Origin of the sequence: Ancylomarina sp. 16SWW S1-10-2 (genome assembly GCF_009669305.1) — a bacterium.
Classification (GTDB): Bacteria; Bacteroidota; Bacteroidia; order Bacteroidales; family Marinifilaceae; genus Ancylomarina.
Genome location: NZ_SADB01000005.1, coordinates 1 through 18149 on the forward strand (window position 1 = coordinate 1; position 18149 = coordinate 18149).

At 34.7% G+C, this 18149-nt stretch carries 18 protein-coding genes; 7 read left to right on the forward strand and 11 right to left on the reverse strand.

The features are described 5' to 3' along the window. Positions 1-277: 277 nt before the first annotated feature. From EMN46_RS05085 to sufB, 9 genes are all read right to left on the reverse strand, one after another. Positions 278-1270: a GSCFA domain-containing protein gene (locus tag EMN46_RS05085; protein ID WP_154199600.1), complete on the reverse strand. Its 993-nt coding sequence runs from the start codon at positions 1268-1270 to the stop codon at positions 278-280. Positions 1271-1283: 13 nt separating this feature from the next. After that, entirely contained in the window at positions 1284-2126 is an 843-nt protein-coding gene (locus EMN46_RS05090) for an alpha/beta hydrolase (RefSeq protein WP_154199601.1), read from the reverse strand. A 12-nt stretch (positions 2127-2138) separates the two neighbouring features. Further along, on the reverse strand, positions 2139-3071 hold the full coding sequence (queG, locus tag EMN46_RS05095; protein WP_154199602.1) for a tRNA epoxyqueuosine(34) reductase QueG: 933 nt from the start codon (positions 3069-3071) through the stop codon (positions 2139-2141). A 212-nt stretch (positions 3072-3283) separates the two neighbouring features. Continuing rightward, entirely contained in the window at positions 3284-3595 is a 312-nt protein-coding gene (locus EMN46_RS05100) for a metal-sulfur cluster assembly factor (RefSeq protein WP_154199603.1), read from the reverse strand. 56 nt (positions 3596-3651) lie between these two features. Then, positions 3652-4077, reverse strand: coding sequence for a SufE family protein (locus EMN46_RS05105; RefSeq protein WP_154199604.1), 426 nt, complete (start codon positions 4075-4077; stop codon positions 3652-3654). Positions 4078-4205: 128 nt separating this feature from the next. Next, the gene (locus EMN46_RS05110; RefSeq protein WP_154199605.1) at positions 4206-5438 is read right to left on the reverse strand and encodes an aminotransferase class V-fold PLP-dependent enzyme; all 1233 of its coding nucleotides are present in this window, start codon (positions 5436-5438) and stop codon (positions 4206-4208) included. Positions 5439-5562: 124 nt separating this feature from the next. After that, entirely contained in the window at positions 5563-6918 is a 1356-nt protein-coding gene (sufD, locus tag EMN46_RS05115) for a Fe-S cluster assembly protein SufD (protein ID WP_154199606.1), read from the reverse strand. Between the two features lie 203 nt (positions 6919-7121). Continuing rightward, positions 7122-7874 (reverse strand): Fe-S cluster assembly ATPase SufC, encoded by a 753-nt coding sequence (gene sufC / locus EMN46_RS05120; RefSeq protein WP_154199607.1) that lies wholly within the window; start codon positions 7872-7874, stop codon positions 7122-7124. 45 nt (positions 7875-7919) lie between these two features. Then, a complete protein-coding gene (sufB, locus tag EMN46_RS05125) occupies positions 7920-9371 on the reverse strand; it encodes a Fe-S cluster assembly protein SufB (protein ID WP_154199608.1) in 1452 nt (483 codons plus the stop codon). A gap of 475 nt (positions 9372-9846) precedes the next feature. Here sufB and EMN46_RS05130 point away from each other — a divergent pair, with 475 nt between their 5' ends. After that, positions 9847-9999 carry a hypothetical protein gene (locus tag EMN46_RS05130; protein WP_154199609.1) on the forward strand — a complete coding sequence of 51 codons (153 nt, stop codon included), beginning with the start codon at positions 9847-9849 and terminating at the stop codon, positions 9997-9999. Between the two features lie 334 nt (positions 10000-10333). Here EMN46_RS05130 and EMN46_RS05135 read toward each other — a convergent pair whose 3' ends face one another. Beyond that, positions 10334-11575: an ammonium transporter gene (locus tag EMN46_RS05135; protein WP_154199610.1), complete on the reverse strand. Its 1242-nt coding sequence runs from the start codon at positions 11573-11575 to the stop codon at positions 10334-10336. A 35-nt stretch (positions 11576-11610) separates the two neighbouring features. After that, positions 11611-11958 (reverse strand): P-II family nitrogen regulator, encoded by a 348-nt coding sequence (locus EMN46_RS05140; RefSeq protein ID WP_154199611.1) that lies wholly within the window; start codon positions 11956-11958, stop codon positions 11611-11613. 748 nt (positions 11959-12706) lie between these two features. On the opposite strand from EMN46_RS05140, the gene EMN46_RS05145 reads away from it, so the two are divergent. From EMN46_RS05145 to EMN46_RS05170, 6 genes are all read left to right on the forward strand, one after another. After that, positions 12707-13432, forward strand: a complete 726-nt coding sequence (locus EMN46_RS05145; RefSeq protein ID WP_154199612.1) for a carboxypeptidase-like regulatory domain-containing protein — start codon at positions 12707-12709, stop codon at positions 13430-13432. Then, positions 13429-13755 (forward strand): hypothetical protein, encoded by a 327-nt coding sequence (locus EMN46_RS05150; RefSeq protein ID WP_154199613.1) that lies wholly within the window; start codon positions 13429-13431, stop codon positions 13753-13755. The genes EMN46_RS05145 and EMN46_RS05150 overlap by 4 nt, the downstream gene beginning before the upstream one ends. Positions 13756-13862: 107 nt before the next feature. Then, entirely contained in the window at positions 13863-15269 is a 1407-nt protein-coding gene (locus EMN46_RS05155; RefSeq protein WP_154199614.1) for a carboxypeptidase-like regulatory domain-containing protein, read from the forward strand. Positions 15270-15357: 88 nt separating this feature from the next. Continuing rightward, positions 15358-16755 (forward strand): carboxypeptidase-like regulatory domain-containing protein, encoded by a 1398-nt coding sequence (locus EMN46_RS05160; RefSeq protein WP_154199615.1) that lies wholly within the window; start codon positions 15358-15360, stop codon positions 16753-16755. Positions 16756-16799: 44 nt separating this feature from the next. After that, on the forward strand, positions 16800-17564 hold the full coding sequence (locus EMN46_RS05165; RefSeq protein WP_154199616.1) for a hypothetical protein: 765 nt from the start codon (positions 16800-16802) through the stop codon (positions 17562-17564). A gap of 24 nt (positions 17565-17588) precedes the next feature. Then, positions 17589-18125, forward strand: a complete 537-nt coding sequence (locus EMN46_RS05170; protein WP_154199617.1) for a TlpA disulfide reductase family protein — start codon at positions 17589-17591, stop codon at positions 18123-18125. The last annotated feature ends 24 nt before the right edge of the window (positions 18126-18149 follow it).

Below are 18149 nucleotides of genomic sequence, written 5' to 3' on the forward strand. Positions count from 1 at the left end.
TAAGAACTTTAATTCTAAATCTACAAATCTTTTTTCGTTTATTTTTTAATTGTTTTTATCGGGTCACCCCAACGTTTTCAATACTTACAAACGATTCAAAGACCTTGCCTCTCTCTTAAAGCGAGTGCAAATATAGGGTTTTTATTTCTACACTTCCTAATGCGAAGTGAAAGTTTTTTACATTTTAATACTAATGCACTAATAAACACCATGCTCTATCTGAAAAAAAAGAGTCGGACAAGTAAGTTACAATATAAAAAGGAGAAAATCCATACCCTTAGATGAGTTTCCTTTCTAAGCTAACAATTAAATCATCTAAGTTGATACTTGGATTTAATATTAAGAATTCCTGAATTTTGGCTAAACTAGTTCTAATAAAAGTTTGATGGGAATCCGATTTCACATTAAAAGGTCTATGATTAGAGGCTAAGATAAATTTTTCAATCTGTTTTTGAACTTGTGTAGATTCTTCTGATATATAGATATCCGAAAAACGTTGCCAGATATATTTTAGAGCAACATCACTTAAGTGTAACATATCCTCAGAATAAAAACGATAATCTCGCAGCTCATCCATCACAATTTCATAAGATGGAAAATACATTACCTGATCGAACAATTCAATCAACTGATCGATTGCTAATAAAAGAGTAGCCTTGCTCAATTGATTTCCATTAGCACCATCTTTCCAATGACGAATTGGACTCACAGTGAATATGATCTTAATTTTTGGATTAAAAATTAACAACTCAACGATCAAGTCTTTATATATAGAAACAATTTCATCGACATTTAATCTATAGCGGTTAAAACCCTTAGCTGGCAACTTGTGACAATTAGATACGACATTGCCAGAACTCAACAACTCATACACCCATGAGGTACCAAATGTGATAAATAAAAAATCAGCTTCCTTCAGATTTTTTGAACTCGCCCTTATCCCCTCATTAATACCAGATAGACATTGAGATAAATCGCTATTAGAAAATTTACTGTGATGATTAAAACTAAACCACAAATCATTCTGAAAATTCAAATCATCTTCAAACAACTCACGTTCTTCCATTAACATACGCAAACTACTAGATATACTTATGGGATTATAAATAACTCCAAATGGATTAACATCAACCTGATATTTGAATGATTTTAACTTAGCACCAATATTTTCAACAAAACAAGAGCCCAACATCATCGCATTCTGCTGATACCCAAATTTAAATTCAGATCGAGGAATATTCACTTTTGTTCTAAACAAATCGTCGTTCATAGCAATCGTCGTATTATGATGAAGAAATTACATTCTTATGAATCCAAGATAAAATTAAATCAAAAACCTGATCCTTACAAAATTCATTATGCAATTCATGATAAGCTCCTTCGAATATATGTAGATGACATAAAGGACCAGCATTAGCAGCAAATTTTTGGCTTGCAATGTGAGATGTAATTTGATCGGAACCTCCATGTAATAACAATAAGTTCTTTTTAACAGGCACCAACGTGTTTAAAAGATCGTATCCTGCCTGATAAGCTTGACTAAACAAACGAAAGGAAATCCAAGGTTGAACAAGTGGATCGTTTATATAACTCTCAGAAATGAGCTTATCGTGAGTAATTAAGTCTCCATTGAGTTTCGTTTTTAAACTAAAATTTGGAATTAAATACGCTAGAAGTTTAATCAGAGGTATAACAAATTTTGACGGAGAATTCTGTGCAATCAGCCATGGAGATGATGAAATGACAGCTTTATATCGACCATTTCTTTTATGTAGATGAGTTAAAACTTCACCGCCTCCCATACTATGCCCGTAAAGAATAGTTGGGATATTTGGGAAACGATGCTCACACTCTAACAATAATAAATCAACATCGTCGAGGAAAGCATCATATGAAGGAATAACTCCTCGCTTGCCTTCTGACTGACCGTGACCTCGTTGATCAAAAGCAAGAACAGCAATATTTTTGTCTACAAATCTTTCTGCCCAATTAGCATATCGTGAACTATGCTCACCAATTCCATGTACCAAACAAATAATACAGTCGGGCGTTTGAGCGGGACTCCACACTTGATAGAACAAGTTAATATCGTCCGATGTTTTAATTAATGCCGTTTGATGAGTCATACAAATACGTTTTTATTTTTTAAGAAAATCTAAATTCCGTTTTAAGCCTTTAAATTTAGTTCTTTTAACCGCCGAATTCTTAAATAAGCTTCCAAATTGATGTGCATCCATTGCAAACCAGTCTTCTTTTGATAAAGACAGTATCTCTGGATTTGGCTTGAAAGCCTCAACAGAATGTGACTTAGCCATACGATTCCAAGGACAAACGTCTTGGCAAATATCACAACCAAACACTCGGTTTTCGAATTGACCTGCCATTTCTTCGGGAATTTCACCTTTTAATTCGATTGTAAAATATGAAATACACTTACTGCCATTTACGACTCTAGGAGAAACGATAGCATTGGTTGGACATGAGCGAATACAGCGATTGCAACCGCCACAAAAGTCGGGATACTCTTCTGTATTATAGTCCAAGGGCATATCGATAAGCAATTCGCCCAAAAACATAAATGAACCAAATTTTCTATTAAGAAGTAATGAATTTTTTCCAATCCATCCCAATCCTGCTTTTCGAGCCCAAGCATGTTCCAATATGGGAGCCGAATCGACAAAGGCACGGCCTTGTGTTTCACCAATTTCTTCGTTTATATATGCCAACAAAGCATTCAACTTCTCTTTTATCACAAAGTGATAATCTTTACCATAGGCATATTTTGCCAATACGGGAGCTTCAGAATCTTCTTGCTTATTATCAGGAAAATAATTAAGCGCAACCATCACTATGGATTTAGTATTTTCTACCAATAGTCGTGGATCGAGGCGCTTCTCAATATTATTAGCCATATACCCCATCTCACCATTATAGTCTTTATCTAACCAATCGGTAAAACGTTCTTTTTCTTCGGAGAGGAAGTCGGCTTTGGTAATACCGCAAAGATCAAAGCCAAGTTCTATGGCTTTATCTTTTATCAGTTGAGATTTTGCATTTAAAGAGAGATTCATATAGCTAAGGTAGTGATTACTATTTTCAAAAATAGAGGATTCACATAATTACAAAATTATCAAAATTTACAGACGAGCCAGTAGACAAATGGTTCTTCTCATTCGCGAGATGTATAAATATTCAATTTTATGAGGTAAACTTTCGGCATATATATTCATCAGACAAAATAATTCGGAATAAAAAAAGGACTGTAAAAACAGTCCTTTATATATTATAGAAAACCCAATTCGAGTTTTGCGTCTTCAGTCATCATATCCTTGTCCCAAGGTGGGTCAAAAGTTAAAACGACAGTCACATCGTTAATTTGTGGTAAAGCCTTAACTTTTTCATTCACTTCCTCAAGAATTTGATCGGCCATTGGACAGTTAGGTGCTGTTAAAGTCATTAAAACTTTCACCTCATCATCTTCGTAAACGTCAACTTCATATATTAATCCCAAATCGTAAACATTCACAGGGATTTCTGGATCGTAAATGGTTTTTAAGATCTCTACGATAATTTCTTCGGTTTGCTTTCTACTCATTACATTGTATTTTGAGTCCGCCTGAAGCGGATTAAAAATTAAAGAATAAATCGATATTAATTATTCATCTTTTGGTTGAATGCTAAGCCGTACATTTTAATTTGTTTTACCATTGCAACCAATCCATTTGAACGTGTTGGTGACAAATGCTGTTTTAATCCAATTTCATCGATGAAATGTAAATCTGCATTCATTATTGCCTCAGGAGTCTGATTATTGAATACTCGTATTAACAAGGCAGCAATTCCTTTTACAATAATTGCATCACTATCAGCCTCTATTTTCACAACGCCATCTTCTAACTTGGCATTAAACCAAACTTTAGATTGACACCCTTTAATTAGGTTTTGATCTGTTTGATATTGGGACTCTAACCCCGAAAGATCTGTTCCCAATTCAATTAAGTATGCATATTTATCCATCCAGTCATCAAAACCAACGAATTCTTCAATAATCTCTTCTTGTATTTCTTTTATGGTCATCTTTTTATAGATATGATATTTAAGATATTAGTTTTTGAGATTCACAGCAGATTATTCTGTCATATTTCTCATTTCTAAAGTCTAACTCTCGATTTCGCAGACAAAGTTATAATTATTTAGATAAAATCTTAAACTGTTTTAGCGCCAAACATTTTACAAACTTTTTCAATTCCTGCGATAAGCACATCAATTTCTTCTTTTGTATTATAAAAAGCAAAGGATGCACGTACAGTTCCTTCGATACCAAAATGCGTCATTACCGGTTCTGCACAATGTGTACCTGTTCTCACTGCAATTCCCATTTGATCGAGCAACATACCCATATCATAAAAATGGATTCCTTCAACTAAGAAAGAAATAAGAGACGATTTATGTTTTGCCGTTCCGTAAATCTTCATATTTGGAATAGCCTGAAATTTCTCAGTCGCGTAATCTAATAATTCTTGTTCATAAGCATCAATCACATCTAAACCAATAGCCTCAACATAGTCGATAGCTGCACCAAGTCCAATTTCAGCAATATAGTTTGGTGTTCCTGCTTCGAACTTAAATGGCAATTCGTTATAGGTGGTTTTCTCAAAAGTCACCTCTTGAATCATCTCACCTCCACCTTGCCAAGGTGGCATTTCATTTAAATATTTTTCTTTACCATATAAGACTCCAATACCTGTTGGACCATACAATTTATGCCCCGAGAATACAAGAAAATCTGCATCAAGAGCTTGAACATCGATTTTTTTATGCTGTACCGATTGTGCTGCATCTATAAGAACAGGCACATTTTTTGAGTGAGCAAAATCTATAATCTCTTTAATAGGGTTGGTCGTTCCTAATGCATTTGAGATATGATTAACAGCAAGAATTTTTGTACGATCAGTAATCAATTCAGGCAATTTCTCAAGCATCAACTCTCCATTGTCGTTGAAAGGTAAAACTTTTAGAATTGCTTTCTTTCGCTGACAGAGCATTTGCCAAGGCACTATATTTGAATGATGTTCCATTTCCGAAACAAGCACCTCATCACCTTCAGAAATATAACATTCCCCAAATGAATTGGCAACTAAATTGACACTTTCGGTTGTTCCCCTAGTGAAAATTACTTCGTGAGAATGTTCAGCATTAATAAATTTCTGAACTTTAATACGAGCATTCTCGGCTCCCTCGGTCGATTTATTACTTAAATAATGAACACCACGATGAATATTCGAGTTGTACTTATTGTAATACTCCAACATCACATCAGTTACCTGAGTTGGTGTTTGCGAGGTAGCTGCATTATCGAAATACACCAATGATTTTCCATATATCTTTTCAGATAGAATTAGAAAATCGTGACGTATTTTATTTATATCTATTGTCATTGACAAAAGGTTAAAATTGTTTTATTGCTAAATTGTTACACTGTTAAATTGCTACATTGTTCAAATTGGTAGATTGTTAACAATTCAACAATTTATCCATTTAACAACTCAATCATCTATCAATTTATTGGTGACAAGCAATTGCACATGTACTACACTTAGAAATCTTACCTCTTAATCGTTTCTCAACTAATTCATCGATACGATCTTTAAGAGCATCAATTCTAATTTTTTCGATAATCTCGTGCGCAAAAGCAAACATTAACATCATTCGAGCTTCTTCCTCGTGAATACCACGAGCACGAAGGTAAAATAAAGCATCATCATCCATTTGACCAACAGTAGCACCATGACTACATTTCACATCATCCGCATCGATAACCAACTGAGGTTTGGTGTTGATAACAGCATCGTTGGATAATAATAGATTATTATTTCGCTGATAAGCCTCTGTTTTTTGTGCATCACGACGAACATGAATCTTTCCTGTAAAAGCAGCCGTTGCCTCATCACCCATTACACCTTTAAAGTGCTCGTTACTCACACAATTAGGTTTAGCATGATCTGCAAAAGTGAAATTATCAACATGTTGATTACGATCCATCAAATACATACCGTAGGTATTATTTTCGCAATGCTCACCATCAAATATAGTGTAGTGATTGTTACGAATAATTCCACCGTATAATGATAAGATATTACTCAAAACATTTGAATTTGCTTCCTGACGGATAAACACCGAATTAAGAATTGCGGCATTCAAATGCTGATTTTGTATTGTATATAAATCGAAAATAGCATTCTTAGCGACATTAATTTCGCTTACTGTATTCGATAAGTATTTGTGCTCTGTTAAAGTATGATCGCAGAAGATTAGTTTAACCTGAGCATTTTCTTCAACAACAACTAAATTACGCTGAGTTGCCATTAAATCACGATCGGAACGTAATAGGTTAATAACCTGAATAGGCTTTTCAACAACTACATTTTTAGGAACGTAAATAAAAATACCATCTTTGGCTAAAGCTGTGTTTAACGCAACCAAACCTTCTTCGTTTGGCTTAGCATATTTCCCGTAATGCTTCTCGAATATTTCGCTATGCTTTTCAGCTGCTTCTTGCAGACTACAAACAATAACACCTTCAGGAATATCTAATTTTCTATTCTGATTGTAATACCATCCGTTAGAAAGCAATACCAAATTGGTATCTAGCTCTGGAACGTCGCAATAAAATAACTTATTTAAGTCACCCATTACAGTTCTGTATTGCAGATCGACCGTATAAGGATGATCGAAAACAGGAACTAAATTTGTGTACTTATAATTTTCGTTGGCAAGAGTTGGAACACCTAGCTTTTTGAATTGCTCAAATGCTTCCTCTCTTTTTGTATTCATGAATTTTGAAGATTTGTCGTCGAGAAGAGATTTCCCCTGCTTAAACAAATCTAAAAAATCATTATTTATAGTATCTATTGACATGATTATTTCAAATTGATAGATTGATAAATTGTTGCATTGCAAGTTTGTTATATTGTTGCATTGCTAAATTGCTGCATTACTCAATGACTACATTGATAAACTGCTAGATGGCTATATTGTTAGTCTATTACAAGACTTAATATTAAGGACGAAATAATGTTACCGTTCAACCATTAAACAATTTAACTTTATAAACAATCTAACTATTTCACTAACTCTTCCTTAATCCAATCGTACCCTTTTGCTTCCAATTCAAGAGCTAACTCTTTACCGGCAGTTTTTACAATACGTCCATCGAATAATACATGAACAACATCTGGTACAATATAATCAAGCAAACGCTGATAGTGAGTAATCACGATAGTTGAATTTTCGGGAGTCTTCAATTTATTAACACCATTGGCAACTACACGAAGTGCATCAATATCCAAACCTGAATCAGTCTCATCCAATATAGCTAACTTAGGTTCAAGCATCGCCATTTGGAAAATTTCATTTTTCTTTTTCTCTCCACCAGAGAAACCTTCGTTCACTGAACGGTTAGTTAGCTTCGAATCGATCTCAACTAAGGCTTTTTTATCTCGCATTAATTTTAAGAAATCGGAAGCTTTTAAAGGCTCCAAACCCTTATACTTACGATGCTCGTTTACAGCTGTTTTCATAAAGTTAACAGTTGAAACACCTGGAATTTCTATTGGATATTGAAAGCCAAGAAAGATACCTTCTCTAGCACGATCTTCTGGAGCTAAATCCAATAAATCCTTACCTTCGAATATAACCTCACCTTTAGTTACTTCAAACAATTCGCGTCCTGCTAATACTGCAGCTAATGTACTTTTACCTGCGCCATTAGGTCCCATGATAGCATGAACTTCACCTGGCTTTATTTCAAGATTAACCCCTTTTAGGATTTCTTTTCCGTTTATTGATGCGTGTAAATCTTTTATACTTAACATTGTTGTCTTTTTTCCGGTTATCAGTTATCAAATATCTGTTGTCGGTTATCCGACAGAGCCTTCGAGGCTAATTGCCAATAGTTTTTGTGCTTCAACAGCAAATTCCATAGGCATTTTATTAATCACCTCTTTAGCGTAACCATTAACAATTAAGCCAATAGCATCTTCAGTTGAGATACCTCGCTGGTTACAATAAAAGATCTGATCTTCACCAATTTTTGAGGTGGTTGCCTCGTGTTCAACTTTCGCCGATTTATTATGAACTTCCAAATATGGATAAGTATGTGCGCCACACTTATCGCCCAATAGAAGCGAATCACATTGTGAGAAATTTCGAGCGCCTTCGCAGTTCTTAACCACTTTTACCAATCCTCGGTAAGAGTTGTTCGATTTTCCTGCCGAAATACCTTTCGAAATAATGGTTGACTTGGTATTATTACCGATATGGATCATTTTAGTTCCTGTATCGGCTTGTTGGTGGTGATTAGTTACAGCTACTGAGTAAAACTCACTTGATGAACCATCGCCTTTTAATATTGAAGAAGGATATTTCCAAGTTACAGCAGAACCCGTTTCAACCTGAGCCCACATCAATTTAGAATTAACACCTTCGCAAATACCACGTTTGGTTACAAAATTGTAAATACCTCCAAGACCTTCTTTGTTTCCAGGATACCAGTTCTGAACCGTTGAATATTTCACTTCTGAATTATCTTTTACGATAATTTCAACAATTGCAGCATGTAGTTGGTTCTCGTCACGCATTGGTGCCGTACAACCCTCAAGGTAACTAACGTATGATTCGTCTTCGCAAACAATCAAAGTACGCTCGAACTGACCTGTGTTTTCAGCATTAATACGGAAATAAGTAGATAATTCCATTGGACAACGAACGCCTTTTGGAATATAAACGAAAGATCCGTCGGAGAATACTGCCGAGTTAAGAGCCGCAAAAAAGTTATCACGATAGGAAACAACAGATCCCATATACTTCTGAATCAAATCAGGATGATCTTGAACAGCATCGCTGAAAGAGCAGAAAATAATGCCTTTTTCAGCTAACACCTCTTTAAATGTCGTTTTTACCGATGAAGAGTCCATTACGACATCAACGGCAACATTAGATAGCAGTTTTTGCTCATCCAATGGAATACCAAGCTTATCGAAAGTCGCACGGATTTCAGGATCAACATCATCCATACTTTCCAGCTTCGCTTTTTGTACGGGAGCTGCATAGAAAATGATTTCCTGATAATCGATTGGTGGAATATCCAAATGTGCCCATTCAGGCATTTTTAAGGTCAACCAATGACGGTAAGCATTCAATCGGAATTCTAACATAAATTCCGGTTCATTTTTCTTAGACGAAATCAGACGAATAACATCTTCATTCAAACCCTTTGCAATAGAATCTGTATCGATATCACTCGAAAAACCATATTTGTAGTCACTTTGCGTAACTTCGTCCAATATCTTGTCTTGTTCTTCTTTAGCCATATATCTTATCTATATAGTAGTTAGTCCTGAGCTACTCGGCACATGATACAGAGCTTAAACACGCTTCATTCATTTACTCATTCACCCTTTAACTAACTCACAAATCTTTGTTCCTTTTTCCCTGCAAATATAAAGAAAGTATTTAGATATCTATATGTTAGACGCACAATAAAACACCACAAAGTCTTTTTCTTGATGTCATATCGAAAAACACTGAACTAACAAGAAGTAAGGAAGCTAAAAAGTAAAGACAACTGTTTCATAATTTTATCGATATTTATGCATCTGTTTTAAAAGTAATGCAAACTTCCTAATCCTTCTTTTTAAAGTCATAATTATTCAAAAAAATTTCTTCCATTTCTGTACTCCTCTTTAACTCTCAAAACACCACTAACAACAGCACAAACAACAAGTATTTTACTATTTTGATAAATCCCGCCCAATACTAAAGACATGAAACACAACAACTCCAAAAATGAAATTCGAGATTGAAGCAAGCGTTAAAAATAACTCAAAACTCCAACTCTATCCTGGATTATCGGCCGTTGCCGAAATGATTCTTGACAAAAGAGACAGTGTCCTGACTGTAAAAGAACGCAACCTGATTTTTAAAAACGATAGTATCTAAGTTGAACTACTGGACGAGAATCATAAAATAAATAAACATTTAGTAGAAGTAGGACTATCCGACGGTTTAAGAATTGAAATTACAGCAGGTTTAAATACAGATGATCATGTGAGAGTACAAAACAATTAGTTCCTTCTAGTTCGATAAAAATACACCTCCCAATAAGAGCAAGTACCATCTATCTAATTAAAAACACCAATTCTATTACACCGCAAACAGAGTTCTCACCATTACTGCTAAAAAGACCTCAACAATCACAATAGCCAATATACAAAAATGGCAAGGAACAACTAGTGAACCTTGCCATTTACAAGAAACGAGTTTAATGAAAAACCTATTGGTAAGCTTTTTCTCCATGCTCATAAACATCAAGACCTTCTTCCTCGATACGAGCAGATACTCTTAATCCTATTGTTTTATCTAATATTTTGAATATTACATACGCTGTTCCCATTGCCCATGCGGCTACTGCAACAACTCCTAGTGCTTGAATTCCTAGTAGACTGAAACCTCCACCATAGAATACGCCACCATCTGTTGCAAAAAATCCTACTAAAATTGTTCCTAAAGCTCCGTTAACTCCATGCACGGTTACTGCACCTACTGGATCATCAACTCGTAAAACTTTGTCGAAGAACTCAACACCAAACACAAGTGCTGCCCCTGCAAGTAAACCAATAATAATAGCACCAGTTGGCGATACAATATCACAACCAGCTGTAATAGCTACTAAGCCCGCTAATGAACCATTTAAACTAAGAGAAAGAGTAGGTCGTTTGTATCTCATCCAACTAATTAATAATGCTGATATTGTACCCGCAGCTGCTGATAAATTTGTTGTCATAAAAATATGAGCTATAGCAGTGGTATTTGCTGTACCATTAGCAGCTAACTGTGATCCTGCATTAAAACCAAACCATCCAAACCAAAGTATAAATACACCAAGAGCGGCGAAAGTAAGGTTGTGACCAGGAATCGCATTCACTTTTCCATTGTATTTCCCTATTCTAGGTCCAATTATGGCTGCACCAACAAGTCCCATCCATGCGCCTACCGAGTGAACTACGGTTGAACCTGCAAAGTCGTGAAAGCCAAGTTCACTTAACCATCCGCCACCCCAAATCCAGTGTCCGGATATGGGATAAACAATAGCTGTTGTAACAACACTAAATAGAACATATGCCTTAAATTCTGTACGCTCTGCAACTGCCCCAGATACAATAGTCGCGGCTGTGGCTGCAAAAACGGTTTGGAACATTAAAAAGGATAAGTCAATATCAGGTCTTACATCTTCCATAAATGGAAGTTTACCAATTAGTCCACCAATATCTGTTCCAAACATTAAAGCGTAACCAATTAGAAAAAATGTAATAGATCCCACAGCAAAATCCACAAGATTTTTCATCAGAATATTAGCTGTATTTTTTGATCGGGTAAAACCAGCCTCAGCCATAGCAAAGCCTGGTTGCATAAACATAACAAGTGCTGTTGCTATTAGTACCCAGACAATATCGAGTGAATGGCCCGTTTCGGTAACGGCTGTGGCCAACGTATTTAAAGTAAGTGTTTCTTCCATAATAAATAATTTTAATTGTAAAAATTAATTGCTGATTACTCTTCGTCATATAATGAACGATCTCCAGAATCTCCTGTTCTAATGCGGTAAGCATCCTCAACAGCGTAAACGAAGATTCTACCATCGCCAATTTCACCCGTGAAAGCATTTTCACGAATACTTACAACACAGCTATCAACATATCTATCACGTACAATAAAAGAAACCAATGTTCTTTCAATGCTACTGGTGTCATAGGTTACACCACGATAAATTCTTTCTTCTACTGATTTACCTACACCTCTAACGTCCCAGAATGATAGGTAATCAATTCCGACATCGTGAAGGCCTTTTTTCACTTCTTCAAATTTTGTTTTACGGATAATTGCTTCGATCTTTTTCATAAACTAAATGTTTTTGTCGTTTCTCAAATCAGATTCTTTTCCTTTTGTCAGCTTAAAACACCGAGATATCCCAAATAAAAGAATCTCGGATTTTGGATATAAACTAGGCGTAAATTCAACTATTGTCGAAAAATTGAAGAGAGTAATAGTTCCATTTTTACTTCGAAATTTAAAATGGTTTTATTTCGAAGACCTGAATAATAGTTTCGCATAGGGGAAAATTTAGGTTTTATATAATAGTTAGTCATAGTGGTTCTTTTTAATCTCAGCGTGTCTTAAAAAGGGGGTGTATGTTTAAAAAATGTGTTTTTTTTTAAGCATACCCCCTTATTCTTACATGCCAACACCGTAAAAGTATAAAATAAATTGGAATAACAATAAAAAATAGGGGGTAGTTGACTTAAAAATGATGTTTTTAACGCCTACAACGATTTCGAAAGGGGGGCGCAAAATTTAAAAGTGCTTTTTATTTATTCGACCCCCTAATTTAGATATGGGGTGTTAATGTAAATAATGCTGATATAATTAAGTTTTTGTATTGTCACGAAACAAACAACCGAACAGACCTTACGAGATAAATAAAATAATGTCGCTGCAGAAAATATTAATAATATTACATAACTTAGTACTAATGTTAACACAACTAACATTTAAACCATACATTTTAAACTAATTACACATTAGACGTCAACTTTTATTATGCATTAATGAGAAAACATCCACTCACAAAATCAATGAAAATATACTTATGAAATGTATACTAACAGCCAGTATAGGACTTCTTCTGAGTCTATCAGCATACAGTCAGACCTATATTGTAGAGGGCAGTGTTCGCAATCAGGATAAGGAGCCTATTCCCTATTGTAGTGTTTATATTAAGAACAAGCCACAGGCGGGAAGTATTACGAATAAAGATGGACGGTATTATATCAAGAGTAATGTTCAACCTGATTCGATCGTTTTTTCGCACATACAATACGAAACCAAAACTGCTAGCTTTGAAACTCATGAAACAAATACAATCCTCCAACAGAAAGTGAATCACATATCTGAGGTGAGTGTGAAAGCTCTTTCTGCAAAAGGCATTATGATGGCATTTTACAAACGGTTTAAAGAAAATCATTCTATAGAGCCAGTGAGGTATAAGGCTTTTACCCGAATTATTTCTATACACAAAGACGAATTGTATCTGATGGAAGAATATTACTTAGATCTCTATCAAAAGAAAACGCACAACACAGAATTCAATATTATAAAATGCCGAGCCAAGCCATTTTCAAAATATGGTCGTAAAATTTTTAAAAATTATCGTTTGATTTCACTTTCTAAAATGAGATCTGACAATATTTTTAAATACCGTGAAGACATACTTGTAAAAAGCAAATTGAAGAATTACAATTTAAAACTCAAAGGATACACCAGTATCAACCAGAGAGAAGCCTATATCATGGAATTTGAAAATAAAAAAACATGAGAGACAAAGGCAGACTGATCATCGACAGGGAAAATTTCGGTCTCGCTTCAGCTGAATTCTATGATAAAAAAATCACTTTATTCTTCAAAAACAAGCAATGGTATATCAACAACGTGATAACAGAATTTACAAGTATGACAGGTAACTGTAGCAAAAGAATCAGCATTTATGAATTACAAGATAAAACCATAAAGTTAGAAGAAAAAAGTCCTATTATGGTCGAAAAAATAAAAGAATTCCTTAGTGATTTCAATGATGAATTTTGGAAAGACTTCACTCACATCCCTTTGGATTCGGTTTATTTAAAGCAAATAAAATACTAAATATTTATAAACCCCTGAAAATCTAACATACTCAACCAGCATTCTCATTATTAACAATTAAGTCTACATAAAACTATATAACCACATAACTGACAACTCCAAACGATATGAATAAAGCCATCTTCAATACAGCATTCCTCTTGCTAATTTCACTGACAGTTACACAGGCACAAGTTCAAATCAACTCAAGAATTATCGATCAAAAAAGTAAAGCTCCCATTTCCTATGCCAATATATCCATAGCTAAAACGACTAAGGGTACTATGAGCAACAAGGACGGACAGTTCGAATTGTTTGTTGAAAATCCGCAAGCCGACACAAGAATACAAATCAGCAGTTTGGGTTATCAATCCCTTTTGCTCAATATCGACGAAATCACCAATGCGAAAACCATCGAACTAAAAGCCATTGCCTACGATCTATCGGAAGTGAAAGTAAATGCCAGCAGGTTGATGAGCGATCCTAAAAAGATACTAAAAGCCTGCATGAAAGCAGCACCCAGCTTTCGTCCCGACAAGCCCTACATAAACAAAGGCTTTTTGCGACAAAGCCACCTGCTAAACAAAAAGTATGTGAAACTGATAGAAGCAGCTCTATTTACCTACGCTACACCTGAAGAGCCCAAGCTTAAGGTTCATATTCTTGAGAAAAGAAACACTTACGACAACAGAGAAATTGATGCGGAAGCACTCGGCTTTTTTAAAAACTGGGAACACATGCGTCAAAACAAAGCACACAGACAAGCGAAAACCTACAAACCCAACAAAGAAGAGTTGCAAAAGCTGATTCGGGAAACTGATGAAAAGAGAAATTCAATCAGTAAACTTAGAAGATTGGAAACTGCCTATCAGCCGAAACTAGGTGATATGTGGCACAGCTTACATGACCTATACAAAAGCGATTTTCATCAATTCAAGCTCGATACAATTCTCGACCTAAATGGTGAAGCCATCTACAAAATAAAGATGTTACCAACAGCCAAAGAACTAAAAAATGGCATTTTTATTAGACTGGGATATTTACTTATCTCTGCAAAAGACTTCGCATTGTATGAAATAAAGTATGGGAAGGTACAAAACCCCAATAAGAACGGATTGATGATAACTGGATTTGCAAATACGTTCAAATCTAACTTCACATTAAAATACAAACGCCAGAAGGGAAAATTATACCCTTCTTATTATAAAATATTCAAGCGCGATTTCACAGGAATCTCTTCATCAATTATTGAAGGACAGATCAAACAAAAAAAATATCCCCGTATTTCAAAAGAACTCTTATTCACCGAAATCATCGAAGAGCCCAATCAGATTACACAGATGCTTCCCGAGAAATGGAATGACAAATTGTATATCCCTTCGGAGTATCATCCTGAGTTTTGGAAAAACTACAGCATACTGCTCGAAACCAAAAATGAAGCGAAACTGCGTGAAGATTTGGAGAGCGATATCGACATGAAACAACAATTCAGCAAATCGGCTGATAGTATTAGAATTAATCAAGTGAATAATTAGTCATTCTTGTAAACATTCGAATAAATCAATACGCTGAATCAAAATTTGAGAACAAATTTAAGCCCTTTTTAAAAATCTAAACCCAATAATGAAAAAGATCATACTAAATACAATCCTTCTACTCCTAATAAGCATCAGCTGCTTTGCAAACACAATAGTAAAAGGAAAACTAACAGGCTGTAATAAAAACCCAATTCCTTATGCCAATCTTGTGATAAAAAACACAACAATAGGTACGATTAGCAATCTTGATGGTTATTTCAGTATCAACATCCCTGATGAATACGAAGAGAGTTCTTTAGTGTTTTCATCCATTGGTTTTAAAACAAAGGAAATTAGAATTAAGACATTTGAGAAGAAAGATATTTGTGAAATAGAGCTTGAAATAGCTACGGTAAACTTAGATGAAGTCACAATTAAGGTAAAAGCAACCAATGCCAATGAAATTGTACAAAAGGCTTTCGATCATTACGAAGATAATTTCCCGACTAGCCCTTTTATAGGCAAAGCTTTTTTACGACACACCGAGAAAACAAAAACGAAATACAAATGGTTGGTCGATGCGGCTATTGAGGTTTATGATCCTGGATTTAATCAGCCTTCGAAAGAAATAAAACTTAATATCAAAGAAATTAAAAGAAGCATAGATAATCGAAGTTTGGATACAGCCGACATCTATTGTTTTTATTTAAGTCAAGTTAAGAACATATCCTTAAAAAAATCAGTAAAACGAAAAGACAATCTAGCAGATGAAGATCCCAAAGAGATTGAAAAGGCTATCCATTTTCAAGATAATCGATTGAGTAATCCTCGTGGTTTATTTTCAGGAGGAGTAAATGTGATTCGATACTACAAACAAAAGGATGCCATTTTCGATAAAAGAATCCTTAAAAAGCACAACTTCAAAATAGATACTGTACTATCTTATAATTCTGATGACATCTATAAAATAAAAATCACCCCAAAATCCCCATTGGTCAAGCTAAATAAACATATTGGAAAATTCCGTTTCCCAATAGGCTGGATCTATATACGGGCAAAAGATTATGCAATTATAGAACTGGAATACACACTCATTCGTAGCAAAAAAGGAGAAATATTCACTAGTCTGTATGGTTCGAAAATAGCATCCTCATTTCACATTAAATATATTGAAATTAATGGGAAAATGTATCCCAAGCATATCACATTAAATACACCAAAAGCCAATAATCTATTTAAACTAATGACAAATACCGTCCATGGTGCAAAAACAAATCCTGAAGATTATTACTACGAGAAACAGGAAATCATCTTTAACGAAATTGTAACTGACAATGCCATTTTAACTAAAAGCTTAGAAAAACCCTGGAATTCTAACTTGTTTACCCCTCGTCCGTACAATTCCGAGTTCTGGGATAAATATTCGAGCATGGTTGAGACTGAGGCTCAAAAGATATTCCGAGAAGCATTAGAAAAAGAACTCTCTAATAAAAATCGGAATTAAGCGATACAAAACCTAGCACAAGAAATCCTAAAAAAAATAAAACCATGAACAGATTTATTCAATCCATTTTAAAGACTAAAACGCTTTTTATTTTCTTCTCTGTACTTATCATCGCGTTTCTTGCAGATTTCACGTACCTCGAATACATAAATACTGAGGAAATCAATAGCGCATATCAACACGAAAAACAAGTAGAACAAGAAGCAGTGGTCTATAACGATTACGAGGATTTAATGACAGATGATTTTAAAGATGATCTTGCTGAAATAGATCTCGATGAAGTTGAGGATACAGAAACAGGTTCAGCCTATTGGGACGACATTTATTTTAACATCACTTATGTCGTGGTTCCACTAACAGCAGGATGTCTTGCGTTCTGTTTTCTGATCTTTATCGGTTTCCGTTTCACGGACGCATATTCCAAAATTTCCTTTGGAGATTTGTTTAAATCGATCCTCTTTGCCTATCTCATTTTTCCCCTAATGGATTTATTGGGGTCTATCTGGTTTGGATTGATACAAACCGATTATCAGATAGGAGATCTACGAAATGTGTATGGTTCTCTCAACCCATCTGTTCAGAGTTTCATCGAATCACCCAAAGAATACCAGTGGTACAATTATTTATTATCAGATATGAATCTTCAATCCCTCATCTTTGTGCTACTTATACCTCTCTTTCTAAAGGGCATCACTGGATACAAATACACCACTCTTTTAAAAAAAATGTGGATCCCCTTTATCGGATATTTTATTATATACTATATCCTATCCCCATATAAAGACTATTTAATGCTCATATTCGATTAAAGAGATAACATAAAAACACGCAAAATGAACAGAAAAACAGCCATACTAAGCATAGCAGTCATATTAGTAATTCTAATTGGAGTTGTTATAAAAACTCAGCAAATAAAAAGAGAGAATGAATTAGCTGAAGAAACAAAGGTAGAACTAACTCAAATACCTAAATTCAATTTTCAAGACACCTTAGGCAGACCTTTTACGCAAGCTAATTTACAAATAGGTAAACCAACACTAGTCATTCACTTTGGTAATTTTTGTCCTTACTGTCATAAGGAAACCAAAATTATCTCCCACTATTTTGGAGAATATGAAGATTTTCAATTAGTCTTTGTGACTAAAGACAAAAAGCCAAACATTATAGCCTTTATGGAGAAAAATAAACTAACCAATAAGTCAAACATCACTGTACTAAGATATGAAAACAATGAATTTGAAGAAGCATTCGGATCGAAATCATTGCCCTGTGTTTTTATTTTTAACAAACAATTTCAGCTCATAAAACATTTCGATGGAGCAGTTACAGCACGTACATTGATAAAATACACACGTGCTGCAAAAATCTAATAAAATAAACGGGATGTTCTCCAT

What these genes read in the sequence shown, in the direction of transcription:
- EMN46_RS05085 (WP_154199600.1), bottom strand. Translation starts at nt 1,270, where the DNA reads ATGAACGACGATTTGTTTAGAACAAAAGTGAATATTCCTCGATCTGAA.
- EMN46_RS05090 (WP_154199601.1), bottom strand. Translation starts at nt 2,126, where the DNA reads ATGACTCATCAAACGGCATTAATTAAAACATCGGACGATATTAACTTG.
- queG (WP_154199602.1), bottom strand. Translation starts at nt 3,071, where the DNA reads ATGAATCTCTCTTTAAATGCAAAATCTCAACTGATAAAAGATAAAGCC.
- EMN46_RS05100 (WP_154199603.1), bottom strand. Translation starts at nt 3,595, where the DNA reads ATGAGTAGAAAGCAAACCGAAGAAATTATCGTAGAGATCTTAAAAACC.
- EMN46_RS05105 (WP_154199604.1), bottom strand. Translation starts at nt 4,077, where the DNA reads ATGACCATAAAAGAAATACAAGAAGAGATTATTGAAGAATTCGTTGGT.
- EMN46_RS05110 (WP_154199605.1), bottom strand. Translation starts at nt 5,438, where the DNA reads ATGACAATAGATATAAATAAAATACGTCACGATTTTCTAATTCTATCT.
- sufD (WP_154199606.1), bottom strand. Translation starts at nt 6,918, where the DNA reads ATGTCAATAGATACTATAAATAATGATTTTTTAGATTTGTTTAAGCAG.
- sufC (WP_154199607.1), bottom strand. Translation starts at nt 7,874, where the DNA reads ATGTTAAGTATAAAAGATTTACACGCATCAATAAACGGAAAAGAAATC.
- sufB (WP_154199608.1), bottom strand. Translation starts at nt 9,371, where the DNA reads ATGGCTAAAGAAGAACAAGACAAGATATTGGACGAAGTTACGCAAAGT.
- EMN46_RS05130 (WP_154199609.1), top strand. Translation starts at nt 9,847, where the DNA reads ATGAAATTCGAGATTGAAGCAAGCGTTAAAAATAACTCAAAACTCCAA.
- EMN46_RS05135 (WP_154199610.1), bottom strand. Translation starts at nt 11,575, where the DNA reads ATGGAAGAAACACTTACTTTAAATACGTTGGCCACAGCCGTTACCGAA.
- EMN46_RS05140 (WP_154199611.1), bottom strand. Translation starts at nt 11,958, where the DNA reads ATGAAAAAGATCGAAGCAATTATCCGTAAAACAAAATTTGAAGAAGTG.
- EMN46_RS05145 (WP_154199612.1), top strand. Translation starts at nt 12,707, where the DNA reads ATGAAATGTATACTAACAGCCAGTATAGGACTTCTTCTGAGTCTATCA.
- EMN46_RS05150 (WP_154199613.1), top strand. Translation starts at nt 13,429, where the DNA reads ATGAGAGACAAAGGCAGACTGATCATCGACAGGGAAAATTTCGGTCTC.
- EMN46_RS05155 (WP_154199614.1), top strand. Translation starts at nt 13,863, where the DNA reads ATGAATAAAGCCATCTTCAATACAGCATTCCTCTTGCTAATTTCACTG.
- EMN46_RS05160 (WP_154199615.1), top strand. Translation starts at nt 15,358, where the DNA reads ATGAAAAAGATCATACTAAATACAATCCTTCTACTCCTAATAAGCATC.
- EMN46_RS05165 (WP_154199616.1), top strand. Translation starts at nt 16,800, where the DNA reads ATGAACAGATTTATTCAATCCATTTTAAAGACTAAAACGCTTTTTATT.
- EMN46_RS05170 (WP_154199617.1), top strand. Translation starts at nt 17,589, where the DNA reads ATGAACAGAAAAACAGCCATACTAAGCATAGCAGTCATATTAGTAATT.